Source organism: Morococcus cerebrosus, assembly GCF_022749515.1.
GTDB lineage: Bacteria > Pseudomonadota > Gammaproteobacteria > Burkholderiales > Neisseriaceae > Neisseria > Neisseria cerebrosa.
Map to the genome: position 1 here is coordinate 1,604,288 of NZ_CP094242.1, position 22,977 is coordinate 1,627,264.

At 52.4% G+C, this 22,977-nt stretch carries 22 protein-coding genes and 2 pseudogenes; 4 read left to right on the forward strand and 20 right to left on the reverse strand.

Features of this window, described 5'->3' with window-relative positions:
• Positions 1-134: 134 nt before the first annotated feature.
• The 5 genes from MON37_RS07520 to alr form a co-directional block, all read right to left on the reverse strand.
• Complete coding sequence (locus tag MON37_RS07520; protein ID WP_039404206.1) at positions 135-851, reverse strand: GntR family transcriptional regulator; 717 nt, start codon at positions 849-851, stop codon at positions 135-137.
• 358 nt (positions 852-1,209) lie between these two features.
• Positions 1,210-1,629 carry an OsmC family protein gene (locus tag MON37_RS07525; protein WP_039404204.1) on the reverse strand — a complete coding sequence of 140 codons (420 nt, stop codon included), beginning with the start codon at positions 1,627-1,629 and terminating at the stop codon, positions 1,210-1,212.
• Between the two features lie 151 nt (positions 1,630-1,780).
• Positions 1,781-3,136 (reverse strand): PFL family protein, encoded by a 1,356-nt coding sequence (locus MON37_RS07530; protein ID WP_039404202.1) that lies wholly within the window; start codon positions 3,134-3,136, stop codon positions 1,781-1,783.
• Between the two features lie 14 nt (positions 3,137-3,150).
• A complete protein-coding gene (locus MON37_RS07535; RefSeq protein WP_003765481.1) occupies positions 3,151-3,423 on the reverse strand; it encodes an ACT domain-containing protein in 273 nt (90 codons plus the stop codon).
• Between the two features lie 347 nt (positions 3,424-3,770).
• Positions 3,771-4,829 carry an alanine racemase gene (gene alr, locus MON37_RS07540; protein ID WP_039404198.1) on the reverse strand — a complete coding sequence of 353 codons (1,059 nt, stop codon included), beginning with the start codon at positions 4,827-4,829 and terminating at the stop codon, positions 3,771-3,773.
• A gap of 458 nt (positions 4,830-5,287) precedes the next feature.
• Between alr and MON37_RS07545 the strand changes: the two genes are divergently transcribed.
• Positions 5,288-6,169 (forward strand): carbohydrate kinase family protein, encoded by an 882-nt coding sequence (locus MON37_RS07545; protein ID WP_039404197.1) that lies wholly within the window; start codon positions 5,288-5,290, stop codon positions 6,167-6,169.
• Positions 6,170-6,248: 79 nt separating this feature from the next.
• Here MON37_RS07545 and thiD read toward each other — a convergent pair whose 3' ends face one another.
• The 3 genes from thiD to MON37_RS07560 form a co-directional block, all read right to left on the reverse strand.
• Entirely contained in the window at positions 6,249-7,055 is an 807-nt protein-coding gene (gene thiD / locus MON37_RS07550; protein ID WP_039404195.1) for a bifunctional hydroxymethylpyrimidine kinase/phosphomethylpyrimidine kinase, read from the reverse strand.
• Positions 7,056-7,309: 254 nt separating this feature from the next.
• Positions 7,310-8,305, reverse strand: a complete 996-nt coding sequence (locus tag MON37_RS07555) for an ornithine carbamoyltransferase (RefSeq protein WP_039404194.1) — start codon at positions 8,303-8,305, stop codon at positions 7,310-7,312.
• A 221-nt stretch (positions 8,306-8,526) separates the two neighbouring features.
• A complete protein-coding gene (locus MON37_RS07560; protein WP_082013565.1) occupies positions 8,527-9,336 on the reverse strand; it encodes a methylated-DNA--[protein]-cysteine S-methyltransferase in 810 nt (269 codons plus the stop codon).
• A gap of 253 nt (positions 9,337-9,589) precedes the next feature.
• Between MON37_RS07560 and MON37_RS07565 the strand changes: the two genes are divergently transcribed.
• On the forward strand, positions 9,590-10,147 hold the full coding sequence (locus MON37_RS07565) for a YbhB/YbcL family Raf kinase inhibitor-like protein (RefSeq protein ID WP_039404191.1): 558 nt from the start codon (positions 9,590-9,592) through the stop codon (positions 10,145-10,147).
• On the opposite strand, the gene MON37_RS07570 is transcribed toward MON37_RS07565, so the two are convergent.
• Positions 10,125-10,940 (reverse strand): helix-turn-helix transcriptional regulator, encoded by an 816-nt coding sequence (locus MON37_RS07570; RefSeq protein ID WP_209323740.1) that lies wholly within the window; start codon positions 10,938-10,940, stop codon positions 10,125-10,127. The two genes, MON37_RS07565 and MON37_RS07570, sit on opposite strands and share 23 nt — an antisense overlap.
• Before the next feature lie 506 nt (positions 10,941-11,446).
• Here MON37_RS07570 and MON37_RS12475 point away from each other — a divergent pair.
• Positions 11,447-11,907: pseudogene (locus MON37_RS12475) on the forward strand (hypothetical protein); the annotation flags it as partial.
• Between the two features lie 707 nt (positions 11,908-12,614).
• On the opposite strand, the gene dapE reads toward MON37_RS12475, so the two are convergent.
• From dapE to MON37_RS07605, 7 genes are all read right to left on the reverse strand, one after another.
• A complete protein-coding gene (gene dapE / locus MON37_RS07575; protein WP_039404189.1) occupies positions 12,615-13,760 on the reverse strand; it encodes a succinyl-diaminopimelate desuccinylase in 1,146 nt (381 codons plus the stop codon).
• A 168-nt stretch (positions 13,761-13,928) separates the two neighbouring features.
• A complete protein-coding gene (ylqF, locus tag MON37_RS07580; protein ID WP_039404188.1) occupies positions 13,929-14,870 on the reverse strand; it encodes a ribosome biogenesis GTPase YlqF in 942 nt (313 codons plus the stop codon).
• A gap of 157 nt (positions 14,871-15,027) precedes the next feature.
• Complete coding sequence (locus tag MON37_RS07585; RefSeq protein WP_039404187.1) at positions 15,028-15,258, reverse strand: hypothetical protein; 231 nt, start codon at positions 15,256-15,258, stop codon at positions 15,028-15,030.
• 42 nt (positions 15,259-15,300) lie between these two features.
• The gene (gene rapZ, locus MON37_RS07590) at positions 15,301-16,155 is read right to left on the reverse strand and encodes an RNase adapter RapZ (protein WP_003756091.1); all 855 of its coding nucleotides are present in this window, start codon (positions 16,153-16,155) and stop codon (positions 15,301-15,303) included.
• Positions 16,136-17,098, reverse strand: a complete 963-nt coding sequence (gene hprK, locus MON37_RS07595; RefSeq protein WP_003756089.1) for an HPr(Ser) kinase/phosphatase — start codon at positions 17,096-17,098, stop codon at positions 16,136-16,138. The genes rapZ and hprK overlap by 20 nt, the downstream gene beginning before the upstream one ends.
• 3 nt (positions 17,099-17,101) lie before the next feature.
• Positions 17,102-17,551, reverse strand: coding sequence for a PTS IIA-like nitrogen regulatory protein PtsN (ptsN, locus tag MON37_RS07600; protein WP_003743926.1), 450 nt, complete (start codon positions 17,549-17,551; stop codon positions 17,102-17,104).
• A 290-nt stretch (positions 17,552-17,841) separates the two neighbouring features.
• On the reverse strand, positions 17,842-18,849 hold the full coding sequence (locus MON37_RS07605; protein WP_242883590.1) for an IS30 family transposase: 1,008 nt from the start codon (positions 18,847-18,849) through the stop codon (positions 17,842-17,844).
• 104 nt (positions 18,850-18,953) lie between these two features.
• Here MON37_RS07605 and MON37_RS12480 point away from each other — a divergent pair.
• A pseudogene (locus tag MON37_RS12480) lies at positions 18,954-19,061 on the forward strand (IS5/IS1182 family transposase); the annotation flags it as partial.
• A gap of 4 nt (positions 19,062-19,065) precedes the next feature.
• Here the strand turns inward: MON37_RS12480 and ubiA are convergent.
• The 4 genes from ubiA to MON37_RS07625 form a co-directional block, all read right to left on the reverse strand.
• The gene (ubiA, locus tag MON37_RS07610; protein ID WP_039408711.1) at positions 19,066-19,983 is read right to left on the reverse strand and encodes a 4-hydroxybenzoate octaprenyltransferase; all 918 of its coding nucleotides are present in this window, start codon (positions 19,981-19,983) and stop codon (positions 19,066-19,068) included.
• 436 nt (positions 19,984-20,419) lie between these two features.
• On the reverse strand, positions 20,420-21,163 hold the full coding sequence (locus MON37_RS07615) for a pseudouridine synthase (RefSeq protein ID WP_016687475.1): 744 nt from the start codon (positions 21,161-21,163) through the stop codon (positions 20,420-20,422).
• Positions 21,164-21,279: 116 nt separating this feature from the next.
• Positions 21,280-22,143, reverse strand: a complete 864-nt coding sequence (gene galU / locus MON37_RS07620) for a UTP--glucose-1-phosphate uridylyltransferase GalU (RefSeq protein ID WP_039408715.1) — start codon at positions 22,141-22,143, stop codon at positions 21,280-21,282.
• Positions 22,144-22,334: 191 nt separating this feature from the next.
• On the reverse strand, positions 22,335-22,952 hold the full coding sequence (locus MON37_RS07625; protein ID WP_209323769.1) for a CoA pyrophosphatase: 618 nt from the start codon (positions 22,950-22,952) through the stop codon (positions 22,335-22,337).
• Positions 22,953-22,977 lie beyond the last annotated feature (25 nt).

Consider the following 22,977-nt stretch of genomic DNA (forward strand, 5'->3'; position numbering starts at 1 on the left):
TCATGAAAAAATGTCGTAATGTCGGTTTGGTCGGCAGGTTGGCATAAAGATGTTTAACAACACCGAAAATGCTGACAAAGGTCGTCTGAAACCTACCCACGCTTGTTTTCAGACGACCTTTTATCGGCATTTGATTACTCGCCTTCGTATTTGCGTTCCAAACGCTCCACGCACGCGCTTAAGTGTTTGCGCATGACTTTGACGACGCGGTTGCGTTTGCCGTTGACCAGCAGGTCGAGGATTTCGCGGTGTTCGGAATGGGTGTGGGTGTTGATGGTGCGTTTTTCATGACGTTGCGCATCGAAGACGGCGACGATGAGCGAAGAACGGGCGCACAGGGTGTTCATGATATCGAACAAGACATTATTGTCGATCAAGCGTGCCAGTTCGACGTGAAAGGCATTGGATAAGCGGTTCCAACCCACGCGGTCGCCGCTGTCGGACGCCTGTTCTTCACGCTCGATCATCGCGTAGAGCGGCTGGAGGCGGGTTTCCAAATCGGGCATATCGGACAGGAGGTTCAAAATCATGCTTTCCATTTCGATACGCGCGTTGAACACGTCCTGCATTTCCTTCAAATCGGGAACATGGACGAACGCGCCGCGATTGGGCTGCAAATCGACGATTTTGTCGTGTGCCAACAGGGACAGCGCGCCGCGCACTGTATTGCGCGAGCAAACCATCTGGCGGCACAGCTCGGATTCGGTCAGTTTTTTGCCGGGCAGTAAAACATGGTCGGTGATGCCGTCAAGTATCAGGGCGTAAACGCGGAATAGCTCCGAATCGTGCCTGCCTGCCGGCATCATGGAAGAAGGGGTAGGCGCATGGAGGGTATCGTTATCGGTATTCATTATTTAAGCTCTCCTCATAGTCTGGCGTGTCATATCGTTTGAAATAACAGAAATTTTGCGACGGCGGCAACCCGCCCCTTATCGCTTTTTGCTTGATTCCATTTCGATATAGCACAAAATCTGATTAAGATATAATTAAAAATTGTTGACAATCTCTAGTGAAGCTTGCACAATATCCTCACAAGGCCAAGTTATGAAGGCTGATAGAGAGAGAATCCACAATAAGCAAGCAGATATATTCATAGTGTAGCGTGAATATATCTGCTTTTTTGTTGGGCGGCCTTTATTCACGCTTTAACAATATTCCGCCTCTAAACGCTTTTCAGACGACCCCAAGGATACGGGGTCGTCTGAAAAATTACTCCACTTCGACGGTTTCAAAACTGTGGGTGATTTTCGCCGCCTTGCCCAGCATAATCGAGGCGGAACAATATTTCTCGGCGGACATCTGCACGGCGCGCTCGATGGCGGATTCGGTCAGGTTGTGTCCGATAACTTTAAAATGGATGTGGATTTCGGTGAACACGCGCGGGGCATCGTCGGCGCGCTTCGCGGTAACCGTCGCCTGGCAGTCCACCACCTTTTGACGCTGCTTCTCGGCAATCATCACGACATCGATGCTGGAACAGCCCGCCACACCCAAAAGCAGCATTTCCATCGGGCTGGGGCCGCGTTTCGCCTGCCCTTCCGCCGCCGCGCCTTCCATGACGACGCTGTGTCCGTTTTCGGTCGTGCCGACAAAGCACATTCCGTCTATCCATTTTGATGTAACTTGCATGATTGCCTTTCTATCGCAAAAATGCCTGAGAAACAGGCGCATTTTCATATTGTAAACATTTTTTACGGATAAATATAGGCGCAAGGATGGAGAAGGTCGTCTGAAAACTCGCAAAGCTTGTTTTCAGATGACCTTTTTTATGGTCAAACAATCAGTTCTTCATCGACTGCACCGGTGCGGGAATCCTGCCGCCGCGGTTGACGAACACTTCGCACGAACCTTCTTTAACCGGCATCACGGGCGCGTAGCCCAGCAGGCCGCCGAACTCGACGCTGTCGCCGACGGTTTTGCCCGTTACCGGAATGATGCGCACAGCGGTGGTTTTGCTGTTGATCATGCCGATGGCGGCTTCATCGGCGATGATGCCGGAAATCGTGTGTGCGGGCGTGTCGCCGGGAACGGCAATCATGTCCAGCCCGACCGAGCAAACGGCGGTCATCGCTTCGAGTTTGTCCAACGTCAGCACGCCTGCTTCGGCGGCGGCAATCATGCCTTCGTCTTCGGAAACGGGGATAAACGCGCCGCTCAACCCGCCGACCGCGCTGGAAGCCATCATGCCGCCTTTTTTCACGGCATCGTTCAGCAATGCCAAGGCAGCCGTCGTGCCGTGCGTACCGCAAACGCTTAAACCCATTTCTTCAAGGATGCGTGCCACCGAGTCGCCGACGGCGGGGGTCGGTGCCAGCGACAAATCGAGAATGCCGAACGGGATGCCCAGTATTTTCGAGGCTTCGCGGCCGATGAGTTCGCCCACGCGGGTGATTTTGAAGGCGGTTTTCTTCACGACTTCGGCAACTTCGGTCAGGCTGACCGCGTCCGAATTTTCCAGCGCGGCTTTGACCACGCCCGGCCCAGATACACCGACGTTGATGACGGCGTCCGCTTCGCCCGCACCGTGAAACGCACCCGCCATAAACGGATTGTCTTCCACCGCGTTGCAGAACACGACAATTTTGGCGCAGCCGAAACCTTCGGGCGTGATTTCCGCCGTGCGTTTGATGGTTTCCCCCGCCAGTCTGACCGCATCCATATTGATACCGGCGCGCGTGCTGCCGATATTAATGGAGCTGCACACGATGTCGGTAGTCTTCATCGCTTCGGGAATGGAGCGGATTAACACCTCGTCTGAAGGCGACATGCCTTTTTGCACCAGCGCGGAAAAGCCGCCGATAAAAGACACGCCGATGGCTTTGGCTGCCTTGTCCAAAGTCTGCGCCACGCTGACGTAAGAATCGGCTTTGGTTGCCGCCGCGATTTGGGCAATCGGCGTGACGGAAATACGCTGATTCACAATCGGCACGCCGTATTTGGCGGAGAGGTGTTTCGCCGTAGCGACCAAATCTTTGCCGACAGTGGTGATTTTGTTGTAAATGTTTTGGTTCAATACATTGATATCAGTGCTGATACAGTCGTGCAAATCAATGCCTATGGTAATGGTGCGGACGTCAAAATGCTGGTCGGCAACCATTTTGACGGTTTCTAAAATTTCGCCGGATTGGATACTCATTACATTCCTCCGACTCAAATGCGGTGCATGGCTTGGAAGATTTCTTCGTTTTGCATACGGATGTCGAGCGCGAGTTTTTTGCTCTCTTCCGCAAACAAATCCAGCATTTCCTGCCGCGATTTGGGGCATTTCGAGGTATCCACCAAGATAATCATGGTGAAGAAATCGTCCATCAGCTGCTGGCTGATATTGAGGATGTTGATTTGGTTTTCCGCCAAAATTCTGGAAACGTCGTACACGATGCCGACGCGGTCTTTGCCGATGACAGTGATGACTGAATTGTTCATAAGTCAGGGTCCTTGTAGGGGTCGTCTGAAAAATTGATTTGGGAAATTATAGCACCGCTTTAGAATAATATGACTTGGATTGTTGACAATTTTGCATTGCCCGAACCTGATATTCCGTCTGCCGTCATTCCCGCGCAGGCGGGAATCCAGATTTATCCGTGCAGAAATCGTCAAAGAAAAAAGTTTCCTAAATTTTATGTTCTGGATTCCCGCCTGCGCGGGAATGACGGCCGCTCTTAAAATATTTGGATTTTCAAAAAGCCCTATGAAGAAGGTCGTCTGAAAACCATGTAACGAAACCGTTAACTTTGTTTTCAGACGACCTTCAGTTCAAACCGCTACTTAAATCACTCCGAATAGGTAAACTTCGCACGTTTGACGTTGCAAAGGATTTCATACGGAATCATACCGGCGGCTTCGGCGACTTCGTTGATATTAACAATGTCGCCCCACAATTCGACTTCCGCACCCAAACCTTCTTTGGAAGCATCGAGTTCGACGGTGATCATGTCCATAGACACCCTGCCGATGATGCGGCTGCGTTTGCCTTCGACGGCAACGGGCGAATTGGTCGAGGCTCGGCGAGGATAGCCGTCGGCGTAACCGCAGGCAATCAGGCCGACACGGGTAGATTTGCTGGTGTAAAACGTCGCGCCGTAGCCGATGGGAGAATGAGGTTGCAGAACGCGTTCGCCGAATACGCGGGAAGTCAGGCGCATGACGGGTTTCAGGCGTTCGTCCACGCCGCCGAACGGAGAAATGCCGTAAAGTGCCAGACCGGCACGACCCCAGTCGCGGCGAGCTTCGGGCACGTTCAGGATGGCAGCGGAGTTGGCGAGGCTTTCTTCGCCTTCCAAGCCTTCACACGCCAAATCAAAGGCTTCAAGCTGCATTTCGGTCATGCCGTTGTCGGGTTCGTCGGCGCAGGCAAAGTGGCTGAACTTGACGATGCCGTCAACGTGTTTGCATTGTTTCAGGGCGGTGTAGGCAGAAGTGTAATTGTGCGGAAAGAAACCGGCGCGGTGCATACCGGAATCCATTTTGAGCCAGACTTTAACGGGATTCTGCCAATGATGGGCGATTAAGGCTTCGAGTTGCCATTGGCTGCCGATGCCCGGCCACAAATTGTATTTATCGACGGTAGCGTATTCCGACGCTTCAAACACGCCTTCGAGCAATACGATGGGATTGCTAATGCCGCTCTCGCGCAATTCGACGGCTTCGTCCACGGTGGCGACGGCAAACCCGTCGGCAAGGTCAGACAATGCGTGGCTGCACCGTACCGCGCCGTGTCCGTAAGCGTCTGCTTTAATGACGGCAAGCATCTTGCCGCCGTGAATCTGTTTCAGGGTTTGGTAATTGTGGCGCAGATTGTCCAAGCGGATTCGGGCATTTAATGGACGCATGATTTGTTCTTTCCGTTAATGAAGGTCGTCTGAAAATGGATATTCACGTTTTCAGACGACCTTTCGGTATTTTTAACGACCACATTATAGGCTTAAAGAGAGGGTTTTTAAATATCGTAATGAAATGAAGAAAATTGGAATATATAGCCCGTCTGTTCAAACATATTCTGCCGATTTGTATTTAAATTTCAAAAATCAGCATATCCCCTTCCCAAAGCACTTATAAAATGAAAGAAAAATAAACCCTGCTAATTTGCCGAATCAGGCCGCCTGTAACGCAATATTGTGATGAATCAAACTTCCTGACGGATAAGCCTACGATTGCTTGTCAGTCGGTAGATTTTAAAACATAATACTTACGCGCCTAAGTATTGGAGTTTTACTACAAATACATGATGGGTAAGCCGTACGCAGCGCAGCAGTTCCAACCGATCAACTCAAAGCAAGGAAGGTCTAAAATGAAAGTAACCAGTTTCGGCGAAGTGTTGTGGGACGATTTTCCAAGCGGCAAAGTGTTAGGCGGTGCGCCGCTGAACGTTTTGGTCCGTTTGCAATCCTTCGGGGTTGATACCGCCATCATCAGCCGCCGCGGCGATGATGCCGACGGCGAAGAGCTGCTGCGCCAAATCCAAGCGAAAAACGTCAATACCGACCTGCTGCAAGTGTGCAAAGAATGCGATACCAGCCTTGTCAAAGTCATCTTGGACAAATGCGGCAGCGCGTCATACGAAATCGTGTATCCCTGCGCTTGGGACCGCATCGTCGTCGAAGATGCCGCCTTGCAGCGTGTCGCCGAATCCGATGCCTTCGTGTTCGGCAGCCTTGCCACCCGCGACGAGGTTTCCCGTGCGGCTTTAGACAAACTGATGGAAAAAGCCAAATTCAAAATCTTCGACGTCAACCTGCGCAAACCCCACTACGACACCGACCGCCTGCTCGCCACCATGAAGCGTGCGGATATGCTCAAGCTCAATGACGACGAATTGTACGAACTGTCCGCAATTTACGGCTCGCCCTACCACAGCATCGAACAAAACATCGCCTACCTCAACCGCTTGACCGGCGCACAAACCATCTGCGTCACTTTAGGCGGACACGGTGCAATTTTATACAAAGACGGCGAACTCTACCGCCACTGCGGCTTCCGCATCAAAGTTGCCGATACGGTCGGCTCCGGCGACAGCTTCTTGGCAGGGCTGACCTATAAACTGCTCAACAATGCCGAGCCGCAAGAAGCCATTACCTTCGCCTGCGCTCTCGGCGCCCTAGTCGCCTCCAGACACGGCGCGACGCCCGACATTTCCTTGCAAGAAATCGAAAGCTTCATGAATCCGGCTTGATGTTTGCCATCAAAGGATGTCACAACAAAAGGTCGTCTGAAAACGGATTTTCTGTTTTCAGACGACCTTTCCATATCCCTCAATCCCGATAAGCCCAATGATTGACCGGACCGTGTCCCGCGCCGATGTTCAAAGGGTTGCGAATCGCCTCGGTAATGTATTTTTTGGCGGTTTGCACGGCTTCGAGCGTCTCGAAACCTTTTGCCAGCTCGGCGGCGATACAGGCGGAGAACGTGCAGCCTGTACCGTGCGTATGCGCCGTCGGGAAGCGGCGGTCGACAAATTCAAACACATCATCCGGCGTAAACAGCCAGTCTGTGCAGTATTCGCTGCGGCTGTCGCCCAAATGCCCGCCTTTAACCACCACGTTTTTCACACCGCAATCTTGCAGGATTTTGGCAGCGCGTTCCGCGTCTTGGCGGTTTTCAATGCGCACGCCCGTCAAGGTTTCCGCTTCGGGCAGGTTCGGCGTCAGAATGTCGGTATCAGGCAGAAGCAGACGTTTCATCGCTTCAACGGCGGAGTCCTGCAACAGCGGCGCGCCGCCTTTGGCAATCATCACCGGATCAAGGACGCGCTTGCCGAAACGGCATTTTTTCAGATTTTCGGCAACGCATTCAATCACTTCCGCCGTACCCAGCATCCCGATTTTATAGGCGCGGATTTCAAAATCGGAGCGGACGGCTTCGATTTGAGCAGTGATGATGTCGGTCGGAATCAGATGCACCGCCGATACGCCGAGCGTATTTTGCGCGGTCACGGCTGTCAGCACGCTGGTGCCGAACACGCCGCGCATCTGAAACGTCTTCAAATCCGCCTGTATCCCCGCCCCGCCGCCGGAATCCGAGCCGGCGATGGTCAGCGTTTGGACAAATGTTTCTTCCATTTGGTTTCTCCTGTTTCTTGGTTGGACAATTTAGGAAGCGGTTTGAAGGTCGTCTGAAAACCAATCATGCTTGTTTTCAGACGACTTTTGTTTTGTGGAAATCTAAAAGTTTGGAATCGCAACAATCTCTGTACATTCGCCCAAAATAGAAGTCTAGATTCCTGCCTTCGAGGGAAGGGGGTGTAAGTGCCTGTTATTCAGATTTATTATAGACTGATTTAATCATTTTTTTGATATAGCACTGCCGTTAGCCGTCAATCCCCCAGCGCCGCCACCATCACCGCTTTAATCGTGTGCATCCGGTTTTCCGCTTGGTCGAACACGATGCTGGCGGGGCTTTCGAATACTTCTTCCGTTACTTCCACGCCGTTTAAGCCGAAGGTTTCGTAAATCCATTCGCCGACTTTGGTTTCGCGGTTGTGGAAGGCGGGCAGGCAGTGCATGAATTTGACCTGCGGATTGCCCGATGCCGCCATCAGTTCGGGGGTAACGCGGTAATCTTTCAATAAATCAATGCGTTCCTGCCACGCCTCTTTCGGCTCGCCCATGCTGACCCACACGTCGGTATGGATGAAGTCTGCGCCTTTGACGGCTTCCTCCGCGTTTTCGGTCAGCAAAATCTTTCCGCCGGTTTCTTCGGCGACGGCGCGTGCGCGGGCGACGATGTTTTCAGACGGCCACAAGGTTTTCGGTGCGCCGATACGCACGTCCATGCCGAGCTTCGCGCCCAACACCAGCAGCGAATTTGCCATGTTGTAACGCGCGTCGCCGACGTAGGCAAACGCGGTTTGGTTCAAAGGTTTGCCGCTGTGTTCGCGCATGGTCAGCGCGTCGGCGAGCATTTGGGTGGGGTGGAACTCGTTGGTCAGACCGTTGAACACGGGCACGCCGGCGTATTTCGCCAATTCTTCGACCACATCCTGCCCGAAGCCGCGATATTCGATGCCGTCGTACATCCTGCCCAACACGCGGGCGGTGTCTTTGATACTTTCCTTATGCCCGATTTGGCTGGCGGACGGCTCCAGATAAGTGACCCCCGCCCCTTGGTCGCGCGCGGCGACTTCAAACGCGCAGCGGGTGCGGGTCGATGTTTTTTCAAAAATCAGGGCGATGTTCTTCCCTTTCATCCGCTGCACTTCGCGCCCTGCCTTCTTAGCGGCTTTCAACTCGGCGGCAAGGTCGAGGTAGGCGGTGATTTCTGCGGGCGTAAAGTCCAAAAGTTTCAGGAAATGGCGGTTTTTCAGGTTCATATTCGTATTTCTCCTTTCCGGCAGGTCGGACATTGATGAGCAATCTGCCGCTGCTCTATTTTATAGTGGATTAACTTTAAACCAGTACGGCGTTGCCTCGCCTTGCCGTACTATCTGTACTGTCTGCGGCTTCGTCGCCTTGTCCTGATTTAAATTTAATCCACTATAGTCAGGTCGGATTTTCGAATCCGGTAATTTCAATCGGCGTTGTTACCTCAAAATCAAAACAAGGTCGTCTGAACTTCGCCGCGTTCCAAAGCAAGCAGCGACTGTTTGCGGTTCAAGCCGCCTGCGTAGCCGGTCAGCTTGCCGTCGCTGCCGATGACGCGGTGGCAGGGAATCAGGATGGAAACCTTGTTCTGCCCGTTGGCGGCGGCAACGGCGCGGACGGCTTTGGGATTACCCAAACGCTGCGCCTGCTCCTTGTAGCTGCGCGTTTCGCCGTAAGGAATCGCCAGCAGCGCATCCCATGCCTGTTTTTGAAATTCGGTACCAATCTGCTCCAAGGGCGTGGCAAAGGTTTTCAGACGACCCTTGAAGTATAAGTCCAATTCCTGCCGCAGAAGTTGCGTTCGCTCATCTTCCCGAAACACAAACCGTCCGCGCAAGGCTTTTTGGACGGCGGTAATTTCCTGCTCCATATGCTTCTGCCCGACAAACTCCAGCAAACACAAACCCTTACCGCCGAACACCGCCAACATCTCGCCCAAAGGCGTGGCAATGGCGGCAGCGGTCAGTTCGTTCAAGCTGTCAGGATAATGTACTTCCAAGAGACGGATGGCGCGGCGGATACGGACATATTCTTCAGGCGCGCAGCCGATACGGTCAATAAAATCCTGCTCAAACTGCTTGGCTTCGTGTTCCGTCAGATTGGGATACGGCATGACTTCACACTCAAAAACTTGGGTTTCGAGCCAATGGCGGATTTCATCCCATTTTGACGGCAGATTGTTTAAGGAAGGCAGGGTAATCATTCGTTTGCTCCGTATCTCTATCATGGATTTGACGGCAAAATCCCCAATTTTTGCCATTCCCGCACGCCGGCGCAGGAACGGGCTACGACGGAAATCTTGAGGGTTAGGTTGCGGCAATTCCTAAATATTCGATATTTCTAAAGCCTCAGGGAAAGGAATTAAAGATTTCAGACGACCTGCAAAGGGTCGTCTGAAACCACGATTTTTGCATTTGCGCATTTCGGCACATCATCCAACCGTTTCGGCACATTCCTGCCGCCGTTGACAGCCTATAATGAATCCACTTATTCATCAAGCAAAGGAATCATCTATGCAAACCCGCATCCTCTCCGCCGTACTACTGGCTTTTTCAACCGCTGCCTTTGCCGAGGGCGCATTCACGCTGCAATTCGACAACCCGTCCAAAGACGGCGGCTTTACGCAAAACCAGCTTTTGAGCGCGCCTTACGGCTTTGGCTGTTCGGGCGGCAATGCTTCGCCCGCGCTGTCATGGAAAAATCCGCCCGCAGGGACAAAAAGTTTCGTCCTGACCGTTTACGATAAAGACGCGCCGACCGGCCTGGGCTGGATGCATTGGGTGGTCGCCGATATCCCCGCCAATGTCCGCCGCCTGCCCGCAGGCATTACCGCGCAAGGCGGCAGGCTGCCCAAAGGCGCGCTGCAAACCCGCACAGACTTCGGCACTCCGGGCTACGGCGGCGCGTGTCCGCCCGAAGGCAGGAAACACCGCTACGAATTCACGCTCACCGCGCTGAAAGTCGCCAAGCTGCCGAACATCACCGCCGAATCCACACCCGCGCTGGTCGGTTTCTTTACTAGGGCAAACAGCTTGGGCGAAGCGAAATTCACGGTCGAACACCGACGCTGACCTGCCCCGTGCGCCGATATGCCGCCGGCTCCGCTTCCGAGCGGACCGCCGACGGCACGCAACCGAACCGCTCTTTGAAGCGCGCGCTGAAACGGGACGGGCAGTCATAGCCGACCGCGCCGGCAATCTGCGCCACCGGCCATTGCGTAACCTGCAACAGCGTCAGCGCGCGCATCATGCGTACATCCGTCAGCAGCGTACGGAAATTCGTGTCCTGCCGCGCCAACCGCCGCCGCAACGCGGCCTCGCTGCAATTAAGCCGCTGCGCCAGCATCGCCGACGACCAGTCTGCAGCCATATCGGCGGTAATCAGTTTGCGGATTTGCCGCATCAGGTTGACGCCTTCGTACACGGTAAAACCGATGCCGTCATGCTGCAACCACGCCAACACGCCGCAAAGCGCGGCCTCCGCCGCATTGTGCGGCACTTCTTCATCCGCCAGTACCGCAGCCGCATAATCAAACGCGGCGTTCATCCGCCCGGGGTGCGGCAGCTTCACCGCATCGCACACTGCCTGCGCCGTCCCGTATTGTGCGGCAAACCTTTCTATGGCTTCCTGTTCGAAAGCAATCCATTGCGCCTGATAGAGGTCGTCTGAATCAGGAATATTGATGACGTCAAACGTCTGTCCGCCTGCCAATGCGACAGCCTCACCCGCCGCAATCCTCAATTCGCGCCCCGCCCACCGCAGCTTCTTGCATCCGCGCCGCACGATAACTACGGTCGGTTCATGTACCGCCACGCTGCGGTACAAGGCGGTATGATGTTGCACGATGCCGCCTAAAGCACCCAATCGTTCACGCGTATGAAAGTAATTTGACGGCACGGTTATATTCCTCAATGTTTCAACACACAGGGCTGCACATAAGGCGCAGCCCTGTTTACCCTGATTTAGAAGGGGTTACTTCCCAAAAAATAAACCAAAATTCTACTGCCCTGAAGGGCCGGGTTTCAACCATATTCCATCGGCGTGCCTGCAACTTGGCTCCCTCCCCTGTGGGGGAGGGTCGGGGAGAGGGTAAAACGGGGCAGATACAGACAATATTTCCGTTGCCGCCCCAATGCCCTCTCCCTAACCCTCTCCCACGGGAGAGGGAATGGATTGCCGTTCAAATAAATCGCTCCACATAAAAAATCAATGTATTATCTCAAACTCACGTTAGGTCTAATCAAATTGTCAGACATCCATATCCGACAAGCAATCTGCTTTTCAGACGGCCTTGCAAATTTAAGTTTGACATGCGTTCGAAATAAGGCAGTTGATGCGAAGCGAAATTCCGTCGGCGTGCCTGCAACTTGGCTCCCTCCCCTGTGGGGGAGGGTTGGGGAGAGGGTAAAACGGGGCGGATACAGACAATATTTCCGTTGCCGCCCTAATGCCCTCTCCCTAACCCTCTCCCACGGGAGAGGGAATGGATTGCCGTTAAAATAAATCTCTTTACATAAAAATCAATGCGTTATCTCGAACTCACGTTAGGTCTAATCAAATTGTCGGACATCCATATCCGACAAGCAATCTGCTTTTCAGACGACCTTGCAAATTTAAGTTTGATGTGCGTTCGAAATAAGGCAGTTGATGCGAAGCGAAATTCCGTTGGCGTGCCTGCAACTTGGCTCCCTCCCCTGTGGGGGAGGGTCGGGGAGAGGGTAAAACGGGGCAGATACAGACAATATTTCCGTTGCCGCCCCAATGCCCTCTCCCTAACCCTCTCCCACGGGAGAGGGAATGGATTGCCGTTCAAATAAATCGCTCCACATAAAAAATCAATGTATTATCTCAAACTCACGTTAGGTCTAATCAAATTGTCAGACATCCATATCCGACAAGCAATCTGCTTTTCAGACGGCCTTGCAAATTTAAGTTTGACATGCGTTCGAAATAAGGCAGTTGATGCGAAGCGAAATTCCGTCGGCGTGCCTGCAACTTGGCTCCCTCCCCTGTGGGGGAGGGTTGGGGAGAGGGTAAAACGGGGCGGATACAGACAATATTTCCGTTGCCGCCCTAATGCCCTCTCCCTAACCCTCTCCCACGGGAGAGGGAATGGATTGCCGTTAAAATAAATCTCTTTACATAAAAATCAATGCGTTATCTCGAACTCACGTTAGGTCTAATCAAATTGTCGGACATCCATATCCGACAAGCAATCTGCTTTTCAGACGACCTTGCAAATTTAAGTTTGATGTGCGTTCGAAATAAGGCAGTTGATGCGAAGCGAAATTCCGTTGGCGTGCCTGCAACTTGGCTCCCTCCCCTGTGGGGGAGGGTCGGGGAGAGGGTAAACCGGGGCAGATACAGACAATATTTCCGTTGCCGCCCCGATGCCCTCTCCCTAACCCTCTCCCACGGGAGAGGGAATGGATTGCCGTTCGAATAAATTGCTCTACATAAAAATCAATGCGTTATCTCGAACTCACGTTAGGTCTAATCAAATTGTCGGACATCCATATCCGACAGCTCATTTTCTTTTCAGACGGCCTTTTCAGCCAACAACCGCGCCAATATCCCCTCATACACTGCCGACAGCTTCGGAATGTCGTCCAGCCGCACGTTTTCGTTGATTTGGTGGATGGTGGCATTGGACGGGCCTAATTCGATGAGTTCTTTCGCAATGGCTTTAATAAAGCGTCCGTCCGAAGTGCCGCCGGTGGTGGACAATTCGGTCTCTACGCCACAGGTTTCGGAGATGGCGGCGCGTGCCACGTTGGTCAGTTTGCCCGCGTGGGTCAAGAAGGGCTGCCCCGAACACGACCACTGCAAATCGTATTGCACACCGTGTTTGTCCAAAATGGTGTGAACGCGTTGTTTCAGCCCTGCTTCGGTGGACTCGGTGGAGAAGCGGAAATTGAATTTGACGTTCAGCTCGCCCGGAATGACATTGGTCGCGCCTGTACCGCCGTTGATATTGGAAATTTGAAAGCTGGTCGGCGGGAAGTATTCGTTGCCTTCGTCCCAGACTTCCTGCGTCAGCTCTAACAAGGCCGGGGCAAAAGTATGCACGGGATTGATTGCCAAATGGGGATAAGCAATATGCCCTTGCTTGCCTTTGACGGTCAGGTTGCCCGACAGCGAGCCGCGCCGGCCGTTTTTAATCATATCGCCCAATTTGTCCACGGCGGTCGGTTCGCCGACGATGCAGTAGTCGATAAGCTCGTCGCGCGCTTTCAATACATCGACGACTTTGGTCGTGCCGTCCAACGCGTCGCCCTCTTCGTCGGAAGTAATCAGGAGCGCAATGCTGCCTTGGTGGTCGGGATGTTCGGCAACGAAGCGTTCGCAGGCGGTAACGAAGCAGGCGATGCTGGTTTTCATGTCCGCCGCGCCGCGCCCGTATAATCTTCCGTCGCGCTCGGTCGGTTCGAACGGGTGCGAATCCCATTTTTCAACAGGGCCCGTCGGCACGACGTCGGTATGCCCTGCAAAACAGACGACGGGAGCCTGCGTGCCGCGTCGCAACCAGATGTTTTTGGTGTCGCCGAAATGGAGTTCTTCAGCCGCAAAACCGATTTTGTGCAGGCGTTCGGCAAGCAGTTTTTGGCAATCTCGGTCGTCGGGGGTAACGGACGGGCGGGAAATCAACGCTTTGGCGAGTTCTAGGGATTGGGTTTCGGTCATTTTTTGGTTTTCTTGTTGATTGTGAATATTTGGAACAGGTCGTCTGAAAATAAGTTTCGGGTTTCAGACGACCTTTTTGTAGCAAATTATATAGCGTTCGATGCTTGAATTCATTCCTATGCGGAAATGGAGACACGGATATTTTCTATTTTAGCCCACCATACCGCCCTACTCGTCCGCAGGCTTCTGCCCTTTACGTTCTGCCTTTCTGGCTTCGCGAATGGCTTTGAGTTCGGCTTCTTTTTGGCGGGCTTTTTTGAGCCATGTTTCCCATTGGTTCGGCGTTTCGAGGGTGATTCTGCCGATTTTGCCTTCGCGGAAGTCGGTGAGGATGTTTTCGGCGGCTTTTTGGTAGTTGACCCGTCCGCCGCTGAGGACTGCGCCGCGTTTTTTGGCTATCCATTCAAGCCAGGAGTTGTCGTCCCAGTGGCTGCTGGGATCTTTGTCGGCTTGGTAGCGTTCTTGCAACATGGGGAGGTAGTGGCGGCGGAGGTAGTCTAAAAGCTCAAGGGCGACTTCTTCTTCGTCCAGCGCGTTGCGTCCGACTGCGCCGCCGGCGGCGAGGTTGTAGCCGCCTTCTTCGACGATGATTTTCGGCCACAGCATTCCGGGGGTGTCGTAGAGCCAGAAGTCGTCGGCGAGGAAGAGGCGTTGTTCGGCTTTGGTGATGCCGGGTTCGTTGCCGGTTTTGGCGGATTTTTTGCCTATCATGCCGTTGATGAGGGTGGATTTGCCGACGTTGGGGATGCCGCAGATGAGGACGCGCAGGGGTTTTTCTATGCCTTGGCGGTGGGGAATCATGGCGCGGCAGGCTTGGGTGATTTTGCCGTGTGCGCCGGTTTCGGAGGAATCGAGGGCGATGGCGCGGGTGTCGGGGCGGCTATTGTAGTGTTCGAGCCAGATTTTGGTGCGCTCGGGGTCGGCAAGGTCTTGTTTGTTGAGGATTTTGAGTTTGGGTTTGCCTTTGGAAAGCTGGGCAAGCAGGGGGTTTTCGCTGGAGGCGGGCATACGCGCGTCCAGCATTTCAATCACCATATCGACGCTTTTGATGCGTTCGGCGATGGCTTTTTTTGCTTTGTTCATGTGGCCGGGAAACCATTGGATTGCCATGTTCTTTTTCTTTCTGTCTGATTTGCGGTGGGGTCGTCTGAAAAGCGGTTCGGCGGTGTTTTCAGACGACCTTGAGGTTTGTCCGTTTTCTGTGCAAAGGTCGTCTGAAAGCCTTCGCGGTTTTTCAGACGACCTTTTGGTTTGGGGCGCTCAAGGTTTAGAGGTTGCCGTGTTCGTAGCGGTAGTAGCCGGCTTCGTCCATACATTGTTCAAGGGATTTGGATTCGCGTCCGTGTTTGGCGTCGTGTTGCGCTTGTGATTTGCAAACGTTGATTTGGCGGGAAACGTCGGATTCGCTTGCGCCGGTACGGTGCCAGCGGTAGGCAGGGACTTCGGCGGCGCAGGCGGCGAGTATGCAGGCGAGTGCGAGGGTGATGATGGGTTTCATGGTTTTCTCCTTTTATATCGAAAAGGTCGTCTGAAAAGGGAATCAACGTCCGGACAGGTTTTGCGCCTGTCTGTGGCGGACCAGCAGTTCGTAATGCCCTTGCAGGCGTTGGGCGAGTTTTTCGACGACATAGACGGAACGGTGCTGCCCGCCGGTACAGCCGATGGCGATGGTAACGTAGCTGCGGCTTTCTTTTTGCAGGCGCGGGAGCCAGTGGTTCATAAAGTGGTCGATATCGTCCACCATTTCCTGCGCCAGGGGCTGCTGGTCGAGATACGCTTGAATGGGGGCATCCATGCCGGTGTAGGGGCGCAGCTCGGGATCGTAATAGGGATTGGGCAGGCTGCGCATATCGAACATGAAATCGGCGTTGTTCGGCACGCCGTATTTGAAGCCGAAAGACTCGAGGATAACCAAAAGCCCCCTGCGCTCGATGTTGAGCCATTGTTGAACGGCATAACGCAGTTGCTGCGCGTTCATTTTGGATGTATCGATGCAGTAGGCGATGTCTTTAAGCGGGAACAGCCATTCGCGCTCTTTTTGCAGGCTTTCCAGCAGGGTAAGGTTCAGTCCAGACAGCGGATGGCCGCGCCGCGTTTCGGAAAAACGGCGCACCAGCACGCTTTCTTCTGCCTCCACAAACAATACTTCGACCTGATGGCCTTCATCGCGCAGGTATTGGATTTGCTCCTGCGCTTCCTGAATGTTGATACCGGAACGGACATCGACGCTCACGCCGAGTTTGGTTTCATCGGCGCGCTCGATATGGTGCAGCACCAGCGAAGGCAGCATTTCCAGCGGCAGGTTGTCCACGCAGAAATAGCCGAGGTCTTCAAGCTGTTTGAGGGCAACGGACTTGCCCGAGCCGGACAATCCGCTAATCAGGACGATTTTCATGGTTTTGTTCGTTTTCTTTGAGTTGTGTTTGATGGCGTTCGAGGAATTCTTTGGTACTGTCTTTGCCGCGCAACTGGAGGATGTAGTTGCGCACCGCCGCTTCAACCAATACGGCAAGGTTGCGGCCTACGGCGACAGGCAGGGTGACGGAACGGACGTTGACGTTGAGGATGGACTCGGTTTCCGTGCGTATGCTCAAGCGGTCGAGCTGCTTCATGTAATCGTCGTCGGCAGCGACCAGGTTGATAATCAACTGGAGGATTTTTTTCGGACGGATGGAAGTTTCGCCGAAAATGTGGCGGATGTTGAGTATGCCTAACCCACGCACTTCAAGGAAATCGCGCAGCATCGGCGGGCAGCGGCCTTCGAGCGTTTCGGGTCCGGTGCGGAAAAGCTCGACCGCATCATCGGCAATCAGGCTGTGTCCGCGCGAAATCAATTCCAACGCCAACTCGCTTTTACCCAAGCCGGAATGACCGGTAATCAACACGCCGACTTCAAATACATCGAGGAATACGCCATGCTTGACGATGGAAGTCGCCAGCGTGCGTTGCAGATAAATCCGCAACACGTCCATCAAATACGGGCTTTCGAGCTTGGAAGTCAAGAGCGGGATGTCGTTTTTATGGCAGTAATCGCGCAATTTGGGCGAAACCGCCAGACCGTTGGCAACGATGACCAGCGACATGGGAATATCGAAGAGTTCGCCGAAATCGTAATTCAACTCGCCCGATTCGAGACGCTTGAGATATTCGGCTTCGGCAACACCGACGACTTGGATTTGATTGGGATGGATAAAATTCAAATGGCCGACCAACGCCAAAACGGGTTTGTCGGCCTCTACTCCGATGCGGTTGTCCGCACCCGAATTGCCTGCCGCCCAAGCAAGTTGGAGCTTGTGCTGATTGTCGGAAAACAGGCGGCGGACGGATATACTGGGCATTCTTTACTCTTCTGCCAGAAGTTTGCGCACCTCCTCGGCAGAGGTTGCGGACATCAAGGCTTCACGGACGGCTTTTTGCGAGAACCTGCCCGCCAGTTTGGACAAGACTTCCAAATGCTCGCCAGTCGCATTTTCCGGCACCAACAAAGTGAAAATCAGGGATACGGGTTTGCCGTCGGGCGCATCGAAAGCGACCGGTTCTTTCGTGCGGATAAACGCGCCGGTGGCTTTTTTCACGCAGGCATGACGGCCGTGCGGGATGGCGACGCCCTGCCCCAAGCCGGTCGAACCCAGCTTTTCGCGGGCAAACAGGCAGTCGAAGACATCGCCGTGAGGTAATTCTGCTTCATGTTCAAGCAGCAGGCCCGCTTCTTCAAACAAGCGTTTTTTGCTGCCGACTTCCAAGTCTAAAACGATATGGGACAAAGGCAAAATTTCGCCGATAAGGCTCATAGAAATCTCTTTTGATGTGGCAAAATGAAATGGAATTGTACCGACTGTCTGTACAAACCTCAATCCTGAACACGCAATTTACACTCAGATTGCTAACAAGAAACGCTGCTTCTTTGATATTTCTTAACTCATACACAAGGTCGTCTGAAAACGGCGGCAAATGGCTTGCAGCAGGTTCGGACACCGGATAAAACCCAGCAGCTATCCATCAATCCGCCCTTCCCTAAAAACACAAAACGTCGTCTGAAAACCTTTTCAGACGACCTTGGATTCGGATTTCAAGTGCAACACTAGGGTACCAGTGGTTGGAACAGATTTAAGAATAAAACACTTGGCGTTTCGTAGCCAAGTGTTTTTCTCGGCCGGTGGTTCAACTCATCTTGAACCCTGCGTATCTCCCGATCGCTGATGTTTCGGAAATCGGTTTGTTTGGGGAAATATTGCCGGATGAGTCCATTGGTGTTCTCATTCAGCCCTTTCTCCCAAGAATGGTAAGGGCGGCAAAAATAGGTTTTCGCCTTCAAGGCTTTGGCTATTTTGGTGTGTTGGTAGAACTCTTTGCCGTTATCCATGGTGATGGTGTGGACTCTGGCTTTATATGCCTTTAATACCCTAATGGCCGCCCGGGCAGTGTCTTCGGCTTTTAAGTTCTTTAATTTGCAGATGATGGTGTAGCGGGTAGTGCGTTCGACCAAGGTCAATAACGCGCTTTTCTGATTTTTGCCGACGATGGTGTCGGCCTCCCAATCGCCGATGCGGGTTTTCTGGTCGACGATAGCAGGTCGGTTTTCTATGCCGACGCGGTCGGGCACTTTGCCTCTGGTCCATGTGCTGCCGTAGCGTTTGCGGTAGGGTTTGCTGCATATTCTGAGGTGTTGCCACAAAGTGCCGCCGTTGCTTTTGTCTTGGCGGAGGTAGCGGTAAACGGTGCTGTGATGGAGTGTGATCCCGTGGTGTTTATGCAGGTAGGCACATACTTGTTCGGGACTGAGTTTGCGGCGGATAAGGGTGTCGATGTGTTGAACCAGCTGCGAATCGAGCTTATAGGGTTTTCGCCGGTGCTGTTTGGTCAGCCGGTTTTGCCGTTGGGCTTTATCGGCGCTGTATTGCTGTCCTTGGATGCAGTGCCGCTTGATTTCTCGGCTGATGGTGCTTTTGTGGCGGTTGAGCTGTTTGGCGATTTCGGCGATGGTGCTTTTGTGGCGGTTGAGCTGTTTGGCGATTTCGGCGATGGTGCAGTGGCGGGACAGGTATTGGATATGGTATCGTTCGTCTTGGGTCAGTTGTGTGTAGCTCATGGCAATCTTTCTTGCAGGAAAGGCCGTATGCTACCGCATACTGGCCTTTTTCTGTTATGGAAAGTTGCACTTCAAATGCGAATCCGCCGACGTGTTATCCATTCTATAGTGGATTAAATTTAAATCAGGACAAGGCAACGAAGCCGCAGACAGTACAGATAGTACGGCAAGGCGAGGCAACGCCGTACTGGTTTAAAGTTAATCCACTATATTGCCTTACAACCGCGTAGCAGCCATAGTCCACAAATAATGTCCCGACAGACCCAAGAACCAGAGCAGACCGATATGGTTGTTATCCAAAAACACTTTAAAACAAGTCTGGCGGTCGCGCGTTTTGATGGCATGGTATTGACCGATTTGCAGCCACACCACCGCAGGCAGCATAATCCAATACGGCCATGTCGCGCCGATTTTCACGCCCAACACCGCCATCAGCGCGGTAAACCAAAAATGGCAGAGCATGGAAGCGGAAATATCGTGATCGCCGAACGTGATGGCCGAAGTTTTAATCCCGATTTTCAAATCGTCTTCCTTGTCCGACATCGCATAAATCGTGTCGTAGGCAAGCGTCCACAAAGCATTGGCGGTAAACATCAGCCACGCCGTAGAAGGCACGCCGCTGCGGACGGCGGCAAACGCCATCGGAATCCCGAAAGAAAACGCCAGCCCCAAATAAAACTGCGGCAGCGGGAAAAACCGTTTGGTAAAGGGGTAAGTCATCGCCAGAAACAGCGCGGGAACGCTCATCACCCAAGTCAACAGGTTCAGCGGCGTCATGCAGAGGGCGGCAAGCAGGCAGAGGATGACGGTCAGCAGAATCGCTTCCGTTTTAGAAACCAACCCGCGGGCAAAGGGGCGGTTTTTCGTGCGCTCGACCGAACCGTCAAAATTGCGGTCGGCAAAGTCGTTGATCACGCAGCCTGCGCTGCGCATAAAGAACGTACCGGCGGTAAACGCCCAAAAAATATCCGCTTCAGGAATCCCTTCCGAAGCAACCCATAACGCCCAATAGGTCGGCCAAAGCAGCAACAACGTGCCGATAGGCTTGTCGATGCGCATCAGCTTGCCGTATACCAAAATGCGGGCAACAGCGTGACGGTTGAGAAAATGTAGGAGAAAACGTCTTATCTTCATGTAGGTAATTTAAATTCTATGGCAAACCCGGACAAACCTCGCATCCCTTTTCAGACTTTGCCGTTACCTTATTAAAATTCTTGTAACTGTTTCGACGGAAACTTGCCTATTATAAGCTAATTTTCAAGAATGATGATTAAATTTAAACATTTATGACAAAAATTAAATAGGGTGCTATTTGGAAGTCTGGAAATGACTCTAGAAAATACAATACAAACATCTAAAATAAAACACTTAAAAATCAATAAGAAATTACTTCAAAAGCATCACTCTTCTACGACATACCCAACTTACCTAAATCATCCATTTAATACAAAAAAAATCCTTCTTTATTACAAAACAAATAATCGGTTTTCCCAAGAATAAGGTCGTCTGAAATGCAACTTACCAGTTTTCAGACGACTCTGTCTTACTGCAAACATCAGGCTTACAACATTTAAAACGACTCATCCGCCCGCAGATAGCGCCATTTACCGGGCGGCAGTTTGCCCAGTTTGACTTTACCCATTCGAATCCGCTTCAGCCCGACGACACGCAAACCGACGAGTTCGCACATACGGCGGATTTGCCGCTTTTTGCCTTGTTTCAACACGAAACGCAACTGGTCTTCGTTTTGCCATTCTACTTTGGCGGGACGCAGTTTCTCGCCGTCCAAACTCAATCCGTGATTCAGCAAGGCAAGTCCTTTTTCGTCCAATTTGCCGCGCACGCGCACGAGATATTCTTTTTCGCTGCCGCTGTTTTCGCCGATAAGCTGCTTGGCGATGCGGCCGTCCTGCGTCAACACCAGCAACCCGACGGAATCGATGTCCAGCCTGCCGGCGGGCGCCAAGCCGAATTTGTGTTTTTCGCTGAACGGAATGCGGCTGTCGTCGCCTTCCCAACGGTTGTCGGCGGTAATCAGCTCGGCGGCGGATTTATAGCCTTTTTCCGCCTGCGCGCTGACGTAGCCGACGGGCTTGTTGAGCAGGATGGTAACGCGCTCCGCCTGTTTTTCATGCGCCTGCCGGTTGAGGTCGATGCGGTCGCGTTCGGTTACTTTCTGACCGAGTACGGCGGTTTGCCCGTTGACCTTGACCCAGCCTTGCTCGATGTAGCTATCCGCCTCGCGGCGCGAGCATAAGCCCAATTGCGCCATACGCTTGGAAAGGCGCATGGTTTCTTCGGATGTATTGTCCATAATATGTCTGAATTTAAAAGAGAAAACGGATTATATCACTGCAATAGGAAAGGTCGTCTGAAAAGAAATCAAGAGACTCTTTCAGACGACCTTATCTTTTCAAGACTAGATCAGGCTTAAGAATATTGTTTTAAGAGTTCGCGGAACTGCGCACCGGTTTCCGGATGTTTCAAGCCGTAGGCGACGGTAGCTTCCAGATAACCCAGTTTGCTGCCGCAATCGTAGCGTTTGCCGTCGAAGGCATGGGCGAGAACGAACTCGTGATCCAACAAGCGGGCAATGCCGTCGGTCAGTTGGATTTCGTTTCCTGCGCCGCGCGGCAGGTTTTCCAGAAGACTGAAAATGCGAGGGGTCAGGATATAACGGCCGACAACAGCAAGATTGGACGGCGCTTCTTCGGGCTTCGGTTTCTCTACAATATTGGTAATCCGTTGAAAGCTGTTTAATTTTTCCACTTCTACAATGCCATAAGAACCGGTTTGCGACGGATCGACGGTTTCCACGCCCAAAACGCTGTTGCCGCTTTGATTGTAGATATCGACCATTTGCTTCAGTGCGCCTTTGGGCGCGTCAATCAGGTCGTCGGCGAGAATAACGGCAAAGGGTTCGTCGCCCACTGCGGCACGGGCGCACAATACGGCGTGTCCTAAACCCAAAGCCTCGGCTTGACGAATATAAAGGCAGGTAATGTTAGAAGGCAGAATGTCTTTAACGTGTTCCAGCAGTTTGTCTTTTTGACGCATTTCCAGCTCGGTTTCCAGCTCGTAGGCTTTGTCGAAATGGTCTTCGATACTGCGTTTGTTGCGGCCTGTAATGAACACCATTTCTGTGCAACCTGCTTCTACTGCTTCTTCTACCGCGTATTGAATCAACGGCTTATCGACGATAGGCAGCATTTCTTTCGGACTGGCTTTGGTGGCAGGCAGAAAGCGCGTACCCATACCGGCTACAGGGAAAACGGCTTTTTTAATCGGTTTCATAAATTTTCCTCTTACTTTATATTTCTAAAGTATCCAGCTATCCGGGGCCACAATGATTCATTGGCTTCATTCCCAGACCACATCACTAAAAATGATTTTGTAATAATCATCAATGTGTTAATTGTAACATGACATAATTTCACTGTAACAACCTCAACCGTAAAGCACAGCAAAATCCTGTATCCGTATTTTCACTCTACACCCTTCTGACCGGCACAATAATACCGGTAACGTTCTGCCAACCCATACAATATCAGCGCAGTCAATCCCCAAATATCGTAATGCAAATACGGCAAAACAGGCGTAGCAATCATATTGCCTTCATGAATGAAGCTGCGGCTGCCATAGTTGCCCATATCCAGTGCGAAATCCAATGGCAAGTAAAAGATTTCAGCCACTTCCCCACTATTGGCACAAGTTGGCGGATTTTCCAGACAGAGTGCCAAAACCGGATGTACTTCATAACCGGACGGCGTGTAATAAGGCGGCAACAGTGGAAAAACCTGCCAAAAATGCGGTGCAATTCCCGTCTCCTCTTCAGTTTCACGCAATGCTGTCACAATAAAGTCTTTATCCCCTTCGTCTGACCTTCCTCCGGCAAAAGCAATCTGCCCGGTATGGTGTCGCAGGGTATCGGCGCGACGCGTCAGCAAAATTTGCCACTGCCCTTCCCGCCGAACGACTGCCAGCAAAACGGCGGCTGTTTTACCTTCCTGCCGGACAAAACGGTTTCGTTCCTCTTGCACTATGCTGGCATAACGAAATGCCTGCCCGAAAAAATCCACAAGATCGGTCTGCCTCATCTCCATATACAGACTCCGAAAACAATGATTG